Annotated in this window: 20 protein-coding genes; 13 read left to right on the top strand and 7 right to left on the bottom strand. The window is 61.4% G+C overall.

All coding sequences use genetic code 11. The annotated features are described in order from the left end of the window. Positions 1–20 precede the first annotated feature (20 nt). Together AC0L2H_RS15355 and AC0L2H_RS15350 are read left to right on the top strand one after the other, a co-directional pair. Positions 21–362 carry a hypothetical protein gene (locus AC0L2H_RS15355; RefSeq protein WP_473591005.1) on the top strand — a complete coding sequence of 114 codons (342 nt, stop codon included), beginning with the start codon at positions 21–23 and terminating at the stop codon, positions 360–362. A gap of 47 nt (positions 363–409) precedes the next feature. Further along, a complete protein-coding gene (locus tag AC0L2H_RS15350) occupies positions 410–601 on the top strand; it encodes a hypothetical protein (protein ID WP_473591004.1) in 192 nt (63 codons plus the stop codon). 81 nt (positions 602–682) lie between these two features. Here AC0L2H_RS15350 and AC0L2H_RS15345 read toward each other — a convergent pair whose 3' ends face one another. Further along, positions 683–949, bottom strand: coding sequence for a DUF1488 family protein (locus AC0L2H_RS15345; RefSeq protein ID WP_473591003.1), 267 nt, complete (start codon positions 947–949; stop codon positions 683–685). Then, complete coding sequence (locus AC0L2H_RS15340) at positions 946–1,200, bottom strand: hypothetical protein (RefSeq protein ID WP_107649901.1); 255 nt, start codon at positions 1,198–1,200, stop codon at positions 946–948. The genes AC0L2H_RS15345 and AC0L2H_RS15340 overlap by 4 nt, the downstream gene beginning before the upstream one ends. A 245-nt stretch (positions 1,201–1,445) precedes the next feature. On the opposite strand from AC0L2H_RS15340, the gene AC0L2H_RS15335 reads away from it, so the two are divergent. From AC0L2H_RS15335 to AC0L2H_RS15325, 3 genes are all read left to right on the top strand, one after another. Beyond that, positions 1,446–1,760 (top strand): co-chaperone GroES, encoded by a 315-nt coding sequence (locus AC0L2H_RS15335; protein ID WP_107649902.1) that lies wholly within the window; start codon positions 1,446–1,448, stop codon positions 1,758–1,760. A 95-nt stretch (positions 1,761–1,855) separates the two neighbouring features. After that, positions 1,856–3,481 (top strand): chaperonin GroEL, encoded by a 1,626-nt coding sequence (groL, locus tag AC0L2H_RS15330; protein ID WP_473591002.1) that lies wholly within the window; start codon positions 1,856–1,858, stop codon positions 3,479–3,481. Positions 3,482–3,622: 141 nt separating this feature from the next. After that, the gene (locus AC0L2H_RS15325) at positions 3,623–3,787 is read left to right on the top strand and encodes a hypothetical protein (protein WP_473591001.1); all 165 of its coding nucleotides are present in this window, start codon (positions 3,623–3,625) and stop codon (positions 3,785–3,787) included. 18 nt (positions 3,788–3,805) lie between these two features. On the opposite strand, the gene AC0L2H_RS15320 is transcribed toward AC0L2H_RS15325, so the two are convergent. Beyond that, positions 3,806–5,359 (bottom strand): trimethylamine methyltransferase family protein, encoded by a 1,554-nt coding sequence (locus AC0L2H_RS15320; protein WP_473591000.1) that lies wholly within the window; start codon positions 5,357–5,359, stop codon positions 3,806–3,808. 12 nt (positions 5,360–5,371) lie between these two features. Further along, positions 5,372–7,783, bottom strand: a complete 2,412-nt coding sequence (locus AC0L2H_RS15315; RefSeq protein WP_473590999.1) for a GcvT family protein — start codon at positions 7,781–7,783, stop codon at positions 5,372–5,374. A 120-nt stretch (positions 7,784–7,903) separates the two neighbouring features. Between AC0L2H_RS15315 and AC0L2H_RS15310 the strand changes: the two genes are divergently transcribed. From AC0L2H_RS15310 to AC0L2H_RS15290, 5 genes are all read left to right on the top strand, one after another. Continuing rightward, on the top strand, positions 7,904–8,542 hold the full coding sequence (locus AC0L2H_RS15310; RefSeq protein WP_473590998.1) for a TetR/AcrR family transcriptional regulator: 639 nt from the start codon (positions 7,904–7,906) through the stop codon (positions 8,540–8,542). Between the two features lie 174 nt (positions 8,543–8,716). Next, positions 8,717–10,873, top strand: coding sequence for a transglycosylase domain-containing protein (locus tag AC0L2H_RS15305; protein ID WP_473590997.1), 2,157 nt, complete (start codon positions 8,717–8,719; stop codon positions 10,871–10,873). A gap of 51 nt (positions 10,874–10,924) precedes the next feature. Then, complete coding sequence (locus AC0L2H_RS15300) at positions 10,925–11,203, top strand: hypothetical protein (protein ID WP_473590996.1); 279 nt, start codon at positions 10,925–10,927, stop codon at positions 11,201–11,203. After that, positions 11,094–11,573 (top strand): DUF1214 domain-containing protein, encoded by a 480-nt coding sequence (locus AC0L2H_RS15295; protein ID WP_473591063.1) that lies wholly within the window; start codon positions 11,094–11,096, stop codon positions 11,571–11,573. Before AC0L2H_RS15300 ends, AC0L2H_RS15295 begins: the two co-directional genes overlap by 110 nt. After that, positions 11,566–12,114, top strand: coding sequence for a DUF1254 domain-containing protein (locus AC0L2H_RS15290; RefSeq protein WP_473590995.1), 549 nt, complete (start codon positions 11,566–11,568; stop codon positions 12,112–12,114). Before AC0L2H_RS15295 ends, AC0L2H_RS15290 begins: the two co-directional genes overlap by 8 nt. Before the next feature lie 15 nt (positions 12,115–12,129). Here the strand turns inward: AC0L2H_RS15290 and AC0L2H_RS15285 are convergent, their stop codons facing one another. Continuing rightward, positions 12,130–12,345, bottom strand: a complete 216-nt coding sequence (locus AC0L2H_RS15285; RefSeq protein ID WP_473590994.1) for a hypothetical protein — start codon at positions 12,343–12,345, stop codon at positions 12,130–12,132. A gap of 252 nt (positions 12,346–12,597) precedes the next feature. Beyond that, on the bottom strand, positions 12,598–13,500 hold the full coding sequence (locus tag AC0L2H_RS15280; protein ID WP_473590993.1) for a hypothetical protein: 903 nt from the start codon (positions 13,498–13,500) through the stop codon (positions 12,598–12,600). Positions 13,501–13,583: 83 nt separating this feature from the next. Here AC0L2H_RS15280 and AC0L2H_RS15275 point away from each other — a divergent pair, with 83 nt between their 5' ends. The 3 genes from AC0L2H_RS15275 (at position 13,584) to AC0L2H_RS15265 (ending at position 15,903) form a co-directional block, all read left to right on the top strand. After that, positions 13,584–13,988 carry a hypothetical protein gene (locus AC0L2H_RS15275; protein WP_473590992.1) on the top strand — a complete coding sequence of 135 codons (405 nt, stop codon included), beginning with the start codon at positions 13,584–13,586 and terminating at the stop codon, positions 13,986–13,988. Positions 13,989–14,313: 325 nt separating this feature from the next. Next, a complete protein-coding gene (locus AC0L2H_RS15270) occupies positions 14,314–14,556 on the top strand; it encodes a hypothetical protein (protein WP_473590991.1) in 243 nt (80 codons plus the stop codon). A gap of 327 nt (positions 14,557–14,883) precedes the next feature. Further along, positions 14,884–15,903: a hypothetical protein gene (locus AC0L2H_RS15265; protein ID WP_473590990.1), complete on the top strand. Its 1,020-nt coding sequence runs from the start codon at positions 14,884–14,886 to the stop codon at positions 15,901–15,903. Here AC0L2H_RS15265 and AC0L2H_RS15260 read toward each other — a convergent pair. Next, entirely contained in the window at positions 15,890–16,237 is a 348-nt protein-coding gene (locus AC0L2H_RS15260; RefSeq protein ID WP_473590989.1) for a DUF1491 family protein, read from the bottom strand. The genes AC0L2H_RS15265 and AC0L2H_RS15260 overlap by 14 nt on opposite strands. Positions 16,238–16,324: the final 87 nt, after the last annotated feature.

The following is a 16,324-nucleotide window of genomic DNA, read 5'->3' as shown; positions in this document are numbered from 1 at the left end:
CCAGATCGTCCGACCATCATATGGCCGCCTTCAGCCCGCCAGGGACGCTTTTGCAGTGGCCCTCCAGTTTTTATTTGGCATGCAAGGAGTTTGAAGAAGCGTGCTATGGAAGTCCCTGGTTTCTCCAGACATTCGAGGTCGTTTTCGTGCGCGAACCATCGCTGCTGCCTGTTTTTGGAAAGCTTGGGATCAAGCCATCGGTTCCGATTTCAGCGAGACCGACCGTGGCGAAGAGCATGAACGGCATGCTGGCAGGCATGCGGGCGTTTCTATCCCTGCACGGAGGCATGGCCTTGAAACTGTCCGTGGTAATCTGGACAGTCGCCGTTCTGGCGGCAGTGTTCTTCGTCATGCAGACCTGACGGCATCGACATCTGTCGGCAGGGTGCGGCAGTCAAAGGGCGTCAGAATGGCAAACCGTTATGCATTACGTATGGAGCAGCCCGACAGCTGGACCATCTTTGACGTCTTCACTGGCCAGCCGGTCGAGTTCAAACATCAGGTCATGGTCGGCATGAACACGCGCGATGCGGACGCGATGGTCGATCGGCTGAACAGCCGGGACGTCAGGCGGCGGGCAAAGGCGGACCGCAAGCCCTGATGCGGTCGCCGATCTCGGCCGGTACATGTTCGCTTGGGATGGATCTGGCGCGTCGGCCCCGAACGCGAGGACATTCGGGATTTAGCGAAAATCGGCTGCGGTCAGCACATAGATGCTCTTACGGGTGCGCGCATAGGCGTTCCTAGCTACATCATGGATCGAACTGGACGCCGTGTCGAAGGCAGCGAGATAGCCGGCTTCGTCGGCGGCCGTTCCCGGCTGCATCTTCGACATGGCCTCGGCGGCGACAGAGAAGGATATCTGGAACATGCCGTCATGGCCGACGAAGCGGATACGCTTGCCCGCCTCATCATAACTGCGGCTGCGATTGGGGAACGTCAGGCTCATGATTTTACCTCCGGCGTGGAAGCCTTCTTTGCTGCCCGCTTTTTCTTCGGCGTCGGGTTCAGGGCCTCCGCGGCACGGTCGGCCTCTTCCTTGGCCAGCCGCAGCGCCCGCAGCCTTGCCGTCTTGATGACCCTGGCCTTTGCCTCGGAAACATATTCGGCCGTCGCCTGGTTTCGCTCCGCAGTTTTCTTCTGCTTCTCCATGAAGCGCGCTTCGGCTTTCTCCATGATATTCTGGCCAGATTCCGCCATCGATAAAATCTCCTTTTGGTCGAGATCATGAACGTGAGTTTCTCATCTAAGATAGGGACGGGCAATGAAAAATTCAATTTCGGGGTTATTTTTGATTTATCGCCGACGTTAAGATGAAAAAGCAGAATAATACTTCTTAATATTTCCCAAAGTCCCGGGAATATTTTTTGGCACTCCTATCAATCGAGTGCCAACGGGCCTATAGAAGGGGGCGGCCGCCTAAGCCGGTCCCAGAAAGAGTTCCCATGAAATTCCGACCACTCCACGATCGCGTCGTCATTCGGCGCGCCGAAAGCGACACCAAATCCAAGGGCGGCATCATCATTCCCGACAATGCCAAGGAAAAGCCGCAGGAAGGCGAAGTGATCGCCGTCGGTCCGGGCGCTCGTGACGAAAGCGGCGCGCTGATCGCGCTCGACGTCAAGGCCGGCGACCTCATCCTATTCGGCAAATGGTCGGGAACCGAGGTCAAAATAGACGGCGAGGACCTTCTGATCATGAAGGAGGCCGACATCATGGGCATCATCGACAAGACCATCGCTACCAAGAAGGCCGCCTGATCGGGCGGAACCGCCAACAGCTTTCGATGCCTTAAGCGACCAGCCGATTGCCCAAACGAAGCGGCCGATTCCACCAACGAACGGGATGAAAAATCATGTCTGCCAAGGAAATCAAATTTTCCACCGACGCGCGTGACCGCATGCTGCGCGGCGTCGAGATCCTCAACAACGCCGTCAAGGTGACGCTCGGCCCCAAGGGCCGCAATGTCATCATCGACAAGGCCTATGGCGCGCCGCGCATCACCAAGGACGGGGTGACCGTGGCCAAGGAAATCGAGCTTTCGGACAAGTTCGAGAACATGGGCGCCCAGATGGTGCGCGAAGTGGCCTCGAAGACCAACGACCTTGCAGGCGACGGCACCACCACCGCCACAGTGCTGGCCGCTTCGATCCTGCGCGAGGGCGCCAAATTCGTTGCCGCCGGCATGAACCCGATGGACCTCAAGCGCGGCATCGACCTTGCCGTCGCCGCGGTTGTCAAGGAGATCCAGGCGCGCGCGAAGAAGGTCAAATCCTCCGATGAAATCGCGCAGGTTGGCACCATTGCCGCCAATGGCGACGTCACCGTCGGCGCCATGATCGCCAAGGCGATGGACAAGGTCGGCAATGACGGCGTCATCACCGTCGAGGAAGCCAAGACCGCTGACACCGAACTCGACGTCGTCAAGGGCATGCAGTTCGACCGCGGTTATCTCTCGCCCTATTTCGTCACCAATGCCGAGAAGATGCGCGTCGAGCTGGAGGACCCTTATGTCCTCATCCATGAAAAGAAGCTCGGCAATCTGCAGGCGATGCTGCCGATCCTCGAAGCCGTGGTGCAAAGCGGCAAGCCGCTGGTGATCATCTCCGAGGACGTCGAAGGCGAAGCGCTGGCGACGCTGGTCGTCAATAAATTGCGCGGCGGCCTCAAGGTCGCGGCCGTCAAGGCGCCGGGCTTCGGTGACCGCCGCAAGGCCATGCTGGAAGACATCGCCGTGCTTACCGCCGGCCAGATGATTTCCGAGGACCTCGGCATCAAGCTGGAAAACATCACCCTCGACATGCTCGGCCGCGCCAAGCGCGTGCTGATCGAAAAAGACACGACCACGATCATCGACGGCGCCGGCGAGAAGGCAACCGTCCAGGCGCGCGTCACACAGATCAAGGGGCAGATCGAGGAGACCACCTCCGACTACGACAAGGAGAAGTTGCAGGAGCGGCTGGCGAAGCTCGCCGGCGGCGTCGCGGTCATTCGCGTCGGCGGCGCCACCGAGTCTGAAGTCAAGGAAAAGAAGGACCGCATCGACGACGCGCTGAATGCCACGCGCGCCGCAGTCGAAGAGGGCATCGTTCCGGGCGGCGGCGTCGCCTTGCTGCGCGCCAAGGCGGTGCTGAAAGGGCTGACCGGAGCCAATGCCGATGTGACGGCAGGCATTTCGATCGTGTCGAGAGCACTCGAAGCGCCGATCCGCCAAATCGCCGAGAACTCCGGCGTTGAGGGTTCGATCGTCGTCGGAAGGCTTACCGACAGCAAGGATCACAACCAGGGCTTCGACGCCCAGAACGAAACCTATGTCGACATGATCAAGGCCGGCATCGTCGACCCGGCAAAGGTGGTGCGGACAGCACTGCAGGATGCTGGTTCGATCGCGGCATTGCTGATCACTGCGGAAGCGATGATCACCGACATCCCGGCCAAGGACGCCGCGGCTTCGGCCGCTGGCGGCATGGGCGGCTACTGACCGTCGCCTGAAAACGCCCATTCGGACAAGGCCGAGCGGGCCGAGCCAGAACAATGGCCGCCGGGGCATTTCCCGGCGCGCCAGGGATTTCCGCCAGTCAGGAAGACTTCCATCCGTCAGCTACGACAGGGAGATCGACAGATGATCACGTTCGTACCGAAGCCAGATGCAGTGCCGGCAACCAAATCGACTAAGGAAAGCCGCTTCGATCGCATTCGCAGGCTTGCCGCCGACAAGCACAGGAAAACTGACGCCGGCACGGTAGGCCGTGATCCGCAAAAGATCGGCGACAAGCGCCCCATGTGACGCGCTTGCTTAACTACATCACGAGACCGGCGCTGCGCCGCCCTCTTCGGTGCGCCGGGCGATGAAGTTGTCGAGAGTGCCTGCTGTGGCGGCGGCCGAAGCCGGCGGCCGGAAGTCGGCCAGCGTGCGCTTCCAGACGCCGGTGGCGCGCTCGGTCGCCGTCTTTGACCCGGCCTGCGTCCAGTTGCCGAAATTCGACCAGTCGGCGACCAGCGGCTCGTAGAAGGCGGTGCGGTAGCGTGCCATAGTGTGTCCGGCCGAGAAGAAATGCCCGCCGGGCTGCACTTCGGCGATCGCCTCGAAGCCGATCGCGGCCTCGTCGCCGGGCGTCGCCACGCAGAGTTCGGCGATGGTCTGCAACGCCTCGATATCCGTGATCAACTTCTCGAAGGATACGCTCAGGCCGCCTTCGAGCCAGCCGGCGGCATGGATGCAGACGGTGGCGCCGGCAAGCACCGAACCCCACAAAGCGAACTGCGTTTCGTGGGCCGCCTGCGCGTCCGAGATGTTGGCGGCGCTGCCGCCGCCGGACCGCCAGGGAAGGCCGGTGAAGCGGGCAAGCTGGCCGGCGCCGAGCGTTGCCTTGACATGCTCCGGCGTGCCGAAGGCCGGCGCACCCGACTTCATGTCGACATTGGAGGAGAAGGAGCCGTAGACGACCGGCGCACCCGGCCGCACGATCTGGGCGAGCGCCAGTCCGGCCAGCGCCTCGGCGTGCTGCAATGTCAACGCGCCGGCGACGGTGATCGGCGCCATGGCGCCGGCCAGGCAGAAGGGCGTGATGATAGACACCTGGCCTGCCCTGGCGAAATCGATGATGCCTTGAGCCATCGGAATATCGAGTTGACGCGGCGAGTTGGTGTTGATGACGGTGTAGCAATGGGCGCCGCTCAAGAATTCGTCCTCGGACAGGCCGCGCGCCAGCCTGATCATGGCAAAACCGTCCTCGACCTGCGGCGTGCCGCGGGCGAAGACGAAGGGGACCTTGTCCGACAGCGTCAGTTGCGCCCGGTTGACGGCGTAGTGGCGGAAGCGGTTGTCGACATCCTGCGGCTCGATGCAAGGCCCCAGCATGTGCAGAACGTCGAAGTGCTGCACCAGCCGGATGAAGTCCTCGAATGCGGCAAGCGTTCCCGGCCGCCGGCCGTGTTCGAGATCGGTGACGTTGGGCGCGCCGCAGCCGGCCAGGAACGTCATCGTACCAAGCTCGAGTGCGATATCGCGCGAGCGGTCGCCGGCGCGTGTCGTGATCGACTTCGGCGCCGAGGTCAGTGCGGCCGCGACGATATCGCGGCCGATGCGCACCATCTGGCTGTCCTCGTCGACCAGCGCGCCGGCACTGGCATAGGCTGCACGCGCCTGCGGCAGCAACACCTTGATGCCGAGCTCTTCGAGCACCCGCAGCGCCGTGTCGTGGATGGCTGCGACCTGATCTTCGGAAAAGACCGGCTGCGGCAGGAAGGGATTCTTCAGCGAGCGATAGTCGGGCCGCCGGCTGGATTCGCTGCCGGCCTCGCCAGTGCGTCCGCGCCGGCGCTCGCGCCTGATATCACGTGCGGCTTCATCGACCATCGCAGAACCTCCTCATTGCCGCATCGCCTTGCCCAGCGGATCGTAGGGAGAGGCCGCAATGATCCGTGCCGGCCGCTCGACGCCGACGATGTGCACAGACAAGGCAGTGCCCTCCCCGGCGAAATCGCGGTCGACCAGCGCCAGCGCGAGGCTCTTGCCGACCGAATAGCCATAGCCGCCCGAGGTGACGAAGCCAATGCGCCGGCCCTTGTGCCAGACCGGCTCGAAGCCGCTGGCATCGGCATCGACGGCTTCGACCTCAAGCGTCACGACGCACCGTGTGGTGACGCCCTCGCGCTCCTTCAATGAAGCCTCGCGGCCGATGAAGCCGTCCTTGCTGAAGGCGATGAAGCGATCGAGGCCGGTCTGACCTGGCGTATAACCCTGGGTGAATTCACGCGACCAGATGCCGAAGCTCTTTTCCAGCCTGAGCGCGTTCAACGCATAGAAGCCGATCTCGGCAAGGCCGATATCCTCGCCGGCGGCAAGCAGCGTTTCGCGCAAGGTGGCATGCATGCTGGCCGGGCAGTTGATCTCGAAGCCGAGCTCGCCGGCAATCGACAGCCTCGCCACACGCGCACGCGCCATGCCGATGTCGAATTCGCCGCAGGCCATGAACGGCAAGGCGTCAGCCGAAATATCCTGATGCGTGGTGCGTGCAAGAACCGCCCGCGCATTCGGTCCAGTGACGAGGAAGCCGGACATTGCGTCGGAGATGTCGGTGACGGTCACGCCGTCGGCCGCATGCGCCTCGAACCAGCGCATGTGGAATTCCCTGAGATAGTAGGAGCCCATGATCCAGTAGTCGCCGCCACCCCAGTTGAAGACGGTCAGATCGCCCTTCAGCCGGCCATCATGGCCGAGCATCGGCGCGAGCTTCGCCTGCCCCGGCTTCGGCAGCCTGCAGGCCAGCAGCCGGTCGAGCCAAGCCTCGGCGCCCGGACCCGAGACGGCATAGCGCGAAAAGGCCGATGTATCGACGAGGCCGGCGGCGCGCCGGACCTGCAGCACCTCGTCGCCGACGATGTCGAAGGCGTTGGAGCGCTTCAGCGTGGTGTTTTCGCGAAAGCCCATCGGCGCGAAATAGGCGGGGATTTCCAACCCCCACGACGCTGTCCATTCGCACCCCGCCGCCGTCATGCCGTCATAAGCGCCGGGGCGTTTCAGCGGCCGCCCGGCGGGCAGCCGCTCATTGGGAAAGGTCATGACGAAGCGGCGTGCGTAGAACTGGCGCGTCGTTTGCTTGAGATAACAGCGGTTGGCGGCAAAGGCGCCGTAGCGGGCAATGTCCATGCCGAAAATGTCGGCCTGCGGTTCGCCATGGATCATCCATTCGGCCAGCGATTTGCCGACGCCGCCGCCCTGGCTGAAACCGGCCATGACGCCGCAGGCGACCCAGTAGTTCCTGACGCCACGCACCGGCCCGACGATCGGGTTGCCGTCCGGTGTGAAGGTGAAGGCGCCGTTGACCCATTTGCGGATGCCGGCGGTGGCAAGGCAGGGAAAGCGCTCATAGGCCCTGGAAAGTTCCGGGCTGATGCGCTCGATGTCTTCCGGGATCAGCTCGATGCCATAGTCCCACGGCGCTCCATCCATGTTCCAGTGCTTCGGGTTCTGCTCATAGAGGCCGAGCAGAACGCCCTTGCGCTCCTGGCGCAGATAGGCAAAGCCGTCGAGATCGACGGCGAGGCCAAGCTCCCTGTCGAGCGCCGCGACCTCCGGGATGTCCTCGGTGACGAAATAGTGGTGCTCCATCGGCGTCACCGGCAGGTCGACGCCGACCATGCGGCCGAGCTGCTTTGCCCAGAGGCCGCCGGCATTGACGACATGCTCGGCAACGATCGTGCCTTGCTCGGTGATGACATCCCAGCCGCCGCCGGCGCGCGGCTTCAGGTCGAGGACGCGGTTGCGCAGGATGACATCGGCGCCGCGCTTTTTCGCCGCTCCGGCATAGGCGTGCGTCGTACCGTAAGGGTCGAGATGGCCTTCGTTGGAATCGTAGAGGCCGCCCAGCACATCGCTGACATCGACGATCGGGCAGATCGCCTTGATCTCCTCGGGCGTCACCAGCCGGGCGGTCTCGATGCCCACCGACTGGAACACGGCCCAGGCCGATTTCAGCCATTCCCAGCGGGCGGGGTCGCTGGCCATGTTGACGCCGCCGGTCATGTGCAGGCCGGCATTCTGGCCGGATTCGGCCTCGATCTCGCGATAGAGCTTGATCGTATAGTCCTGCAGCGCCGCGACATTGGGATCGGCATTGAGCGCATGGAATCCGGCCGCCGCGTGCCAGGTGGAGCCGGCCGTCAGTTCGGCACGCTCGATCAGCGCCACGTCGGTCCAGCCGAACCGCGCCAGGTGGTAGAGCACCGAGGCGCCAACCACACCACCCCCGATGACGACTGCACGATAGTGCGACTTCACGGCTTCCTCCGGACTGCTCGATCCCGGCACCATATATGGACTGTACATATGTGTCTAGAGTGTAGACATAGCTGTCCAGTCGGCTTGCGCGTCGTTACCCGTCATGCCAAGTGTGGGTGCATGATCATGATCGCTCCACAGGACGAGCCGGCGCCCGGCAACATCAAGGTGACGCGCTGGGACTGGATCAATCTTGCGCTGCAGACGCTGATTTCCGATGGTGTCGAAAGCGTGCGTGTGCTGCCGCTCGGCCAGAAGCTCGGCGTGTCGCGCTCGAGCTTCTACTGGTATTTCCAGAGCCGCCAGGATCTGCTGGACCAGTTGCTCGCCCATTGGCACGAAACCAACACCCAGGCGATCGTCGAACGCGCGAAAAGGCCGGCCAAAAGCATCATCATGGGCGTCTTGAACGTGTTCGAATGCTGGGCCGACGAGCGACTGTTCGACCCCAGGCTCGACTTCGCCATCCGCGAATGGGCGCGGCGTTCCGACGATGTGCGCCGGGCGATCGACAAGGCCGACGACGATCGGCTGGGCGCCATCCGCGACATGTATCGCCGGCATGGCTATGACGCGGAGGATGCTTTCATCCGTGCCCGGGTGCTCTACTACATGCAGATCGGCTACTACATGCTCGACCTAAGGGAACCTGTCGAGGCACGGGTAAGTCATCTGGCCGCTTACCTGCGCAGTTTCACCGGCCAGGAGCCTGAAGAGGCCGACGTGGCGCATTTCATGCGCTTCATGGCGGCGCGGTGACGCCGGAAGCGTGCGCGCCTGCAACAAGCGCACCCTTTTCGATCAACAGACCCCGCATGAGCCTGCCTTACCCTTGTGAGCAGGATCAAAATGGACGCATAGTCTTGGCAGTGCGCCGCCCTGAAATTGCCCGCTTGCGGTTCTCAAGGTCGCGCTGGGGGGCGGATTTCCGGAATGACCAATCCTTTGGAGCCACGCAAGAGAAGAGGCCCGATCGCCGCCAGGCTGCTCGCGGTCGATGCGTGGCTCGATTCCTCGCTCTATGAGATCGGCTTCAAGGCGCGGCAGTTCTGGGAAGCGGCCACCATTTTTTTCCGGCGTTTTCGCGTCACCGGCTGGCGGCGCGGCACCATCGAATTCTTGAGCGAAGGCTTCACGCTCGGCGCCGGCGGCATCGTCGTCATGCTGGCGCTCGCCTTGCCGGCTTTCCAGGAAACGGCAGGCGACTGGCGTGCCCAGGGCGACTTCGCCGTCACCTTCCTCGACCGCTACGGCAACGAGATCGGCCAGCGCGGCATCATCCAGCGCGATTCGGTGCCGGTCGACGAGATGCCGGACCAGGTCATCAAGGCTGTGCTGGCCACCGAGGACCGGCGCTTCTTCGATCACCACGGCATCGACGTGCTCGGCCTTTCCCGCGCCATTTTCGAGAATGTGCGGGCCAATTCCGTCGTCCAGGGCGGATCGAGCATCACACAGCAGCTCGCCAAGAACCTGTTCCTGACCAATGAACGGACGCTGGAGCGCAAGATCAAGGAAGCGTTCCTGGCGCTGTGGCTCGAGGCCAATCTGTCGAAGAAGGAAATCCTCCAGCTCTATCTCGACCGCGCCTATATGGGCGGCGGCACCTTCGGCATCGAGGCGGCCGCCGATTTCTATTTCGGCAAGAGCGTCAAGGATTTGAACCTGGCCGAGGCGGCGATGCTGGCCGGGTTGTTCAAGGCGCCGACCAAATACGCGCCGCATATCAACCTGCCGGCGGCCCGCGCGCGGGCCAATGTGGTGTTGTCCAACTTGGTCGATGCCGGCTTCATGAGCGAAGGCCAGGTGCTGCAGGCGCGGCTGCATCCGGCTGAAATCGTCGACCGTGGCGAGCAGAAGAGCCCGGACTATTATCTCGACTGGGCCTTCGACGAGGTCAAGAAGATCGCCAGGCCGGGCCAGCATTCGCTGGTCGCGCACACCACTTTCGACGCCAATATCCAGAAGGCGGCGGAAGAAGCGATGGAGTTCCACCTCCGTCAATTCGGCAAGGAGTATAACGTCACCGAAGGCGCCATGGTCGTCATCGAGACCAATGGCGCGGTCAGGGCGATCGTTGGCGGCCGCGACTACGGCGCCAGCCAGTTCAACCGCGCCACCAAAGCGCTGCGCCAGACCGGCTCATCGTTCAAGCCATATGTCTACGCGATGGCCATGGAAGACGGCTTCACACCGAACTCCGTCGTTTCCGGCGGCCCGATCTCCTGGGGCGGCTGGTCGCCTCACAACTACAATGGCGGGTCGGCCGGCAATGTCACGCTGATCACCGCGATCGCCAAATCGATCAACACCGTGCCGGTGCGGCTGGCCAAGGACTATCTCGGCATCAAGCCGATCAAGGCGTTGGCCGAAGCGATGGGCGTCGAATCGCCGCTCGAATCGCACAAGACCATGGTGCTCGGCACGTCGGGCATGACCGTGATGGACCAGGCGACAGGCTACAGCGTGTTCGCGCAGAACGGCTTTGTCGGCTCCCGCCACGGCATCTCACAGCTCGTCACCCGTACCGGCGAGGTGGTCTACGACTTCGCCAAGGACGCGCCGCCGCCGCACCGGGTGCTTTCGGAACAGGCGCTCAAATACATGAACACCATGCTGGCGGCGGTGCCGGTGATGGGCACGGCGCGGCGCGCGGCCCTTCCCAACATCGTTTCCGCGGGCAAGACCGGCACCACCCAGGCCTACCGCGATGCCTGGTATGTCGGCTTCACCGGCAACTACACCGCTGCTGTGTGGATGGGCAATGACGACTTCTCCCCGACCAGGAACATGACCGGCGGCTCGCTGCCGGCCATGGTGTGGCAACGCCTGATGACCTACGCGCACCAGAATATCGACCTCAAGCCGATTCCCGGTCTCGACAAGCCGTTCGTCGACGAAGAGGTCGCGGCCAAGGCCGTGGAGGCGGAGAAGAAGAATGCCGAGAAGGCAGCGGCTGATGCCGCCGCCGAGCGCCCGCCAGTGCTCTCCAGCCAGACCACGCAGGCGCTGCGGGACATGACCAGGCTGTTCCAGTCGGCGCCTGTCCTCCAACCTCCCGCGGCGCCGGAAACCCTGTCGGCGCTTTGACCTGCAGCACTTCGCACCGAGGCCCGCGGAGCGGCAATCCGGCGGCCATGCTTGCCATGCCCCCTGCCCCGCGATATCCCGAGCGGCGCTTCTGCTTTCTCACCCGCGGCTCTTCATGCTCAAGAACGCCTTGCTCACGCTGCTTTCGCTTGCCATAGCCATCGGCGGCGGCGGCGGCAGCGTCTGGTATGCCCTGAAGACGCAGGATGGCGTCGGGGCGATCAGGATCGGCCAATGGACGGCGTTCCCCGACATCGGCACGCCGGCGGCGGACCCTTATTCGAAGGCCCGCGTGGCGCGCGAAGGCGTGCTGGCGCTCGGGCGGGCTGAGGGGCTCTCCTTCATCGCCGAGCGCGATTCCAGCGGCGGACAGCTCATGCGCCAGTGCGCCTACACGATCGAAGGCGGATTTCCCACGGCGCGGTTCTGGACCCTCTACGCCACCGATCAGTCGCTCGGCGTTGTCCAGACCGGCAGGCCGAGGCTTGCAGCACTTCAGTCCTACCAGGTGCTGCGCCAGCCCGACAATTCGGTGATCATTTCCGTCGGCAACCGCCCCGCGCCGGGCAATTGGCTGCTGACCGAGGGCACTGGGCGGATGTATTTCGTGCTGACATTCTACGACACGCCGATCGCCAGCAGCACGGGCCTCTCTGACGTCACGCTGCCGAAAATCCTCAGGGTCGGCTGCAATGCGTAAGCTGCTGCACGCAATCCTGCTCGGCCTGCTTGGCGCCGGCATCGTGCACATCATCGTGCTGCTGCTTGTACCGGAGTTTTCCGAACGCGGTGCCTGGTCGCGGCTGGCCATGGCCTCGGACCTCTACAAGATGACCAGACTGGACGCGGAGGCCGGCGGCGCCCCTGTGGTGAAATCGGTGGATCCTCTGTTTTACGCGGCCGCCTGCCGGTTCGACCTGAGCGACGGCATGGTGCGGGTCAAGGCGCCAGGGAACGTGCCGTTCTGGTCCGTATCCGTCTATGACCGCAACGGCCACAATGTCTATTCCTTCAACGATCACAGCGCGACGGCGGGGCTGCTCGACAGCGTGGTGCTGACGCCCGCGCAGATGATCGAGGTGCGCAAGGATCTTCCCGAGGAATTGCAAGGAGCGATCTTCGTCGAAGCGCCCATCGACGAAGGCATATTCGTCATCCGCGCCTTTGTGCCCGACGACAGCTGGAAGCCAACCGTGTCGCGGTTTCTCGAGCAGGGTTCCTGCGAGCTGCAGGACTTTTGAAGCTGATCCCGAAACTCAGTGGTGAGGAACAGGCAGCGTCCCCGACGAGCCTGGCATCGTCGCCGACGAGCCTGGCTTGTCTGGATCGACGCCCGGCCTCGCCTCGCCCGTCAGCGGCCGCTGTTCATAGCGGACCCCGGGAAAGATGATCACCGCCGCCGGTGTGCCGGTGTTTCGAACTGCTCGATTGGTTGCCGCCGTTCGCGGCACGAAAGACAGTACCATGCCCATGGTTCGTGCATTCCTCTCGGTTGCCCCGGAGCACAACGCAACGCCTCCAATACTGATTAAGGATGGCAGTAGGTTAACGGAGCGTTTACCTACTAGGTTGATTTCGAATTAAAATTTGCTGAAACGACCTAAACGCTTAAAACGGAATCCTAAAACGCCTCGAGGGCGGGAAGCGACCGGCAACCCTATGGGTGAAGCCGAGCATTAGACGTGAAGTCAAACACCTTCGCGGCGAAGACAAATTGCGCCATGCTACGCTTCAGGATTTCCGGGAGGAGTGAGCATCTTCTTTTTGCGGCTGAAACGCGCTTTCAATTTGTCCCAAAACGTTGGTTGGGGCACAAACCCACTTTCCCAGTCTTGATAATCCTTGGGGTCTGGCAACAGTCGCTTGGCGCGTTCAGATGAGTAGTCAGCCTTTGCAATCTTCGGCAACGACCTGAAAAGTCGGAACCGAAATCTTCGAATTTTGTTGCCGTGATCATTAAGCGCTTTTTCGAGTTGCATGGTGAAATAGATACAATCATCCAAATATGCTTCGATGGCAAAGAGGGTCGTTTTATAAGTTTCATCAGCCCCATGCTTGGTCTCTAGTCCGAGGTAGCGGAATGTTTTATCTTCGCTACCTTCATTACCTTCATTCTTCCATTTTTGTATGAGATCGTTCCGGACCGATATAGATGAATTCAGCATATCGATCGATTTGTTTATCTCGATTGTTAGATTCAGCGTCTTGGTGTCGACGCTGAGTTTTTCAAACACAACAGTTTCCAACCGATCTATCGGCACCTTGGGAATTGGTAACGTTCTTAGCTCCATTGCACATTCGATTGGTTCGAATCGAGTGCCTGGGGGAGCTGCATCTACCTTTTGGATATGATCTTTTACCCTTTGTTCGGTTTCACGAAACCGTTCGAGCAGTCCCATCGTGTGTTGATTTTTCATTGACATACAATTGTTGCCAATGGCGAACGATAGCGCCAGCGCTTCGTTCACTGCGCGTAAGTTGGTTAGCAGTTCCCGCCTCCGGTCACGCCTTAGAATCGCGACCTGTGCTCCCCATGCACCAGCGAATGAAGCTGCGACACCAACTACCGCAGGGACAAGATTCTCGCCGGAATACAGAGTATGCAAAAGGCTGGAAAGCTGACTCATCTTGATCCCCCCCTGATAGAGATAAGTCGGAAGCTGCGCTCGCGCCAGTGACGAGTCACCCGACTCGCTGCTATTGATCCAGTATGGATCTGACCTCAATCATCGAGTTTTTCTCCAAACAGTATGCCGTGCTGTCACAGGCATTGTTTACCTTCATCACCGGCTGGGTGCTGTTGACCGGAGTGAGCTGGTTTATTCTTAAGGCTGCGCATTCGGTCCGCCATGACAACTCGGAAAGCACTATCAAGCTGCTGAAGGAGCAGATCGACGATTACAAGGAAAAGCTCAAGGGAGCGTCTCCGAACGAGGCTGCTGCCAAGATCACAGAATTGGAAACTGCGGTCACCAAACTGACTGCCGATCTACAACCCTTCTCTGACGATCAATTGGCAAGGATGTCTCGCACAATACGGAATTTTGCCGGGACCATTGCCCTCACTTGGGACGTGGACAGCGTCAATCGCCTCACTGAGGCCAAGCTGCATTAATTCGAACGGTCCTTTCAACAGGAAGGTTGGAAGGTAACTGCTCGTCGCAGCATCGGTGTAAAACTCGCGCCACCTAGCGGGATTGTCGTGATCAATAGGAGCCCTGATAAGGCGGACGGTCGAGTACTTGAGGAGGCTTTGAAAGCGGCGGGATTAGAGTACGAGCTTCGTGCCGAATCGTCCTCAGCCCACGACATTGAGTCATTGCAACTGAATTTCTCCGACGAGTACCAGTCGGCCAAGTGGGGATAACGGGGATTGCCGTGATAATCCTCGTCGGCGGATTCTGTTCGGCCTAGGCTGGAAGGTCAACAGGAGATTCGCGATGAAAAAGAACGCAATTCAAGCCACGTCATTTATTGCCGTTGGTCACTTCATTGCAGCCAACGGCGAGACGTTTCTGAAATCAACTTCGTTCACACCAACCAGTACGATCCAAGACATATTTGCCGCGTTTTGGCCGGCACCCGATGACTTCGCCGGTCAGGCCTTGGCCGCGTCTCGAACTGACAGACTGCCTATCAGGATCGACCTTGTGCCTGATGTGAAAACCATTCCTGCTGACTGACTTATTCTTTGAGACGGCTCAATTCCCGATTGACCCAAAACCTGAGAAATAAGGACAAGCCGGTGCCCAAGATGAGGGGCATGAATGTCTTCAATTCAGCGGGTTGTCCTACGATGCCTAGTGAGACCGTGGGAATGAGCACGCCGTTTTAAGTAAAGGTTTCCCGTTGCTTTTTTTCTTAAAACGAAAGCGTGTTAGCTCAAGCGCTTAGGTTAACGGAACGCTAACGGATCGTCGCTAACTTGATCTTTGTTCTTGTCAAAGGCGAAACCGACACAGTCCCGGTTGAGCATGGCCAGATCGTGTCGAGTGTCGGGCGTATCCTCCGTGTCATCTTCGGATTTCAGGCAAATCGTTATACGGACTGAATCGGGAAAGGCCGAAAGGCTGTTCCGCGCGGCGGTGTCGGCATTCTGTTCGCTCACCCGTCCTTCGCGCCGGGAGATCGCGCAACTCGAAGACCTGACGATGCCGCTTTTCAACAATGTGTCGGTCGAGTCACGCCGCTACGTCGCCGCAGCGCTTTCCGAATGCGAATATGCGCCTGCCGCACTGATCAGGCGGCTCTGCGAGGAACCGGTCGATATCGCCGCGCCGCTGCTTATTCGCTCGCGCGCCGTCAGCGACGTCGACCTCATCGCGCTCATCGGGCGTCACGGGCTGCCGCATGCGCGCGCCATCGCGCGCCGCAAGAATCTGAACCCGACCATCGCCCAGCTGATCAGGGTGCTCGAAAAGCCGACGCTGGTGCGCGTGCAGCAGCCCGACGCGGTCACCGATGCGACGGAGAGTGCCGAAATCGCTGCTGCCGTCCCTGATAGAAAGCCGTTGCCTGGCGCCGGCGCGGAAAATGCGCGACGCCGGTTGCGGTCGATGATGCGCGCCGATGCGCAGAGCGGCGGTGTGGCCGTCAATCCGTTCGTCGGCGCGCAGACCTATGTCAAACTGCGCGAGACGGCGCTGACCGGCAACGCGGCATTCTTCCAGACCGCGTTGGCCGACGCGCTCGACATCGATTTTTCAACGGCGCGGTCGCTTACCGCAAACCAGAACTATACGTCGCTGCTGGCCGCCTTGCGCGCGCTTGACCTCAGCGAGGACAAGGCGTTCCTGATCGCGGCCGCGATCTATCCCACCGCGTTTCCGCATCCGCAGGCGATCCGCATCTTCCTCGATCGTTACCGGTTGCTGCATCGCGACGCAGCACTCGACAAGGTGCGCAACTGGAAAGCCGAAACCTTGTCGAAGGTGGTTCGCGGCATCGTGCGCGCCGCCGCGAACGTCGATACGCGCATCGCGCAAGACAGCGGCAATGGTCCCGCCGTCGCCAGCCTCAAGGCATCTTGACGGCAATAAGCTCCTTGACCGGAACGGCGCCGGCCTCGATCTCCACCACCCAGATATCAGGATCGAATTTTTTCTCCCTCTCCAGCCTTGCGTCGAGTGCGGCGGCATCGTCGCCGGCGCCGAGCGGGCTGAAGAAACGGTCGTCGGGCTTGGCCGAATCGTAGCTCGTCTGCGGCGCCGGCCCGAACAGGGCAAGCTCGCCCAGCCTGCCCCGCGCCAGCACAAAGACAGCGCCCGCCTCGGTCGCGCCACGCTTGACCACGGCGGCAAAGCCGCCGGCGCCGAAAACCCGGCGCAGAAGGGCCGACACCCACAGATCGGTGGTTACGCGCATGGCAGGGTTCCGGACAACATGCGATGCTCCTTATAGCATCGGTCCAGAAACCGAAATTGGTCTGTGCTCGCCAAGGTGTGTTGAGAT

This window comes from Mesorhizobium sp. WSM4871 (assembly GCF_055811295.1).
The sequence above is the reverse complement of the archived record's forward strand: the minus strand, read 5'-3'. Positions and strand labels throughout refer to the sequence as shown.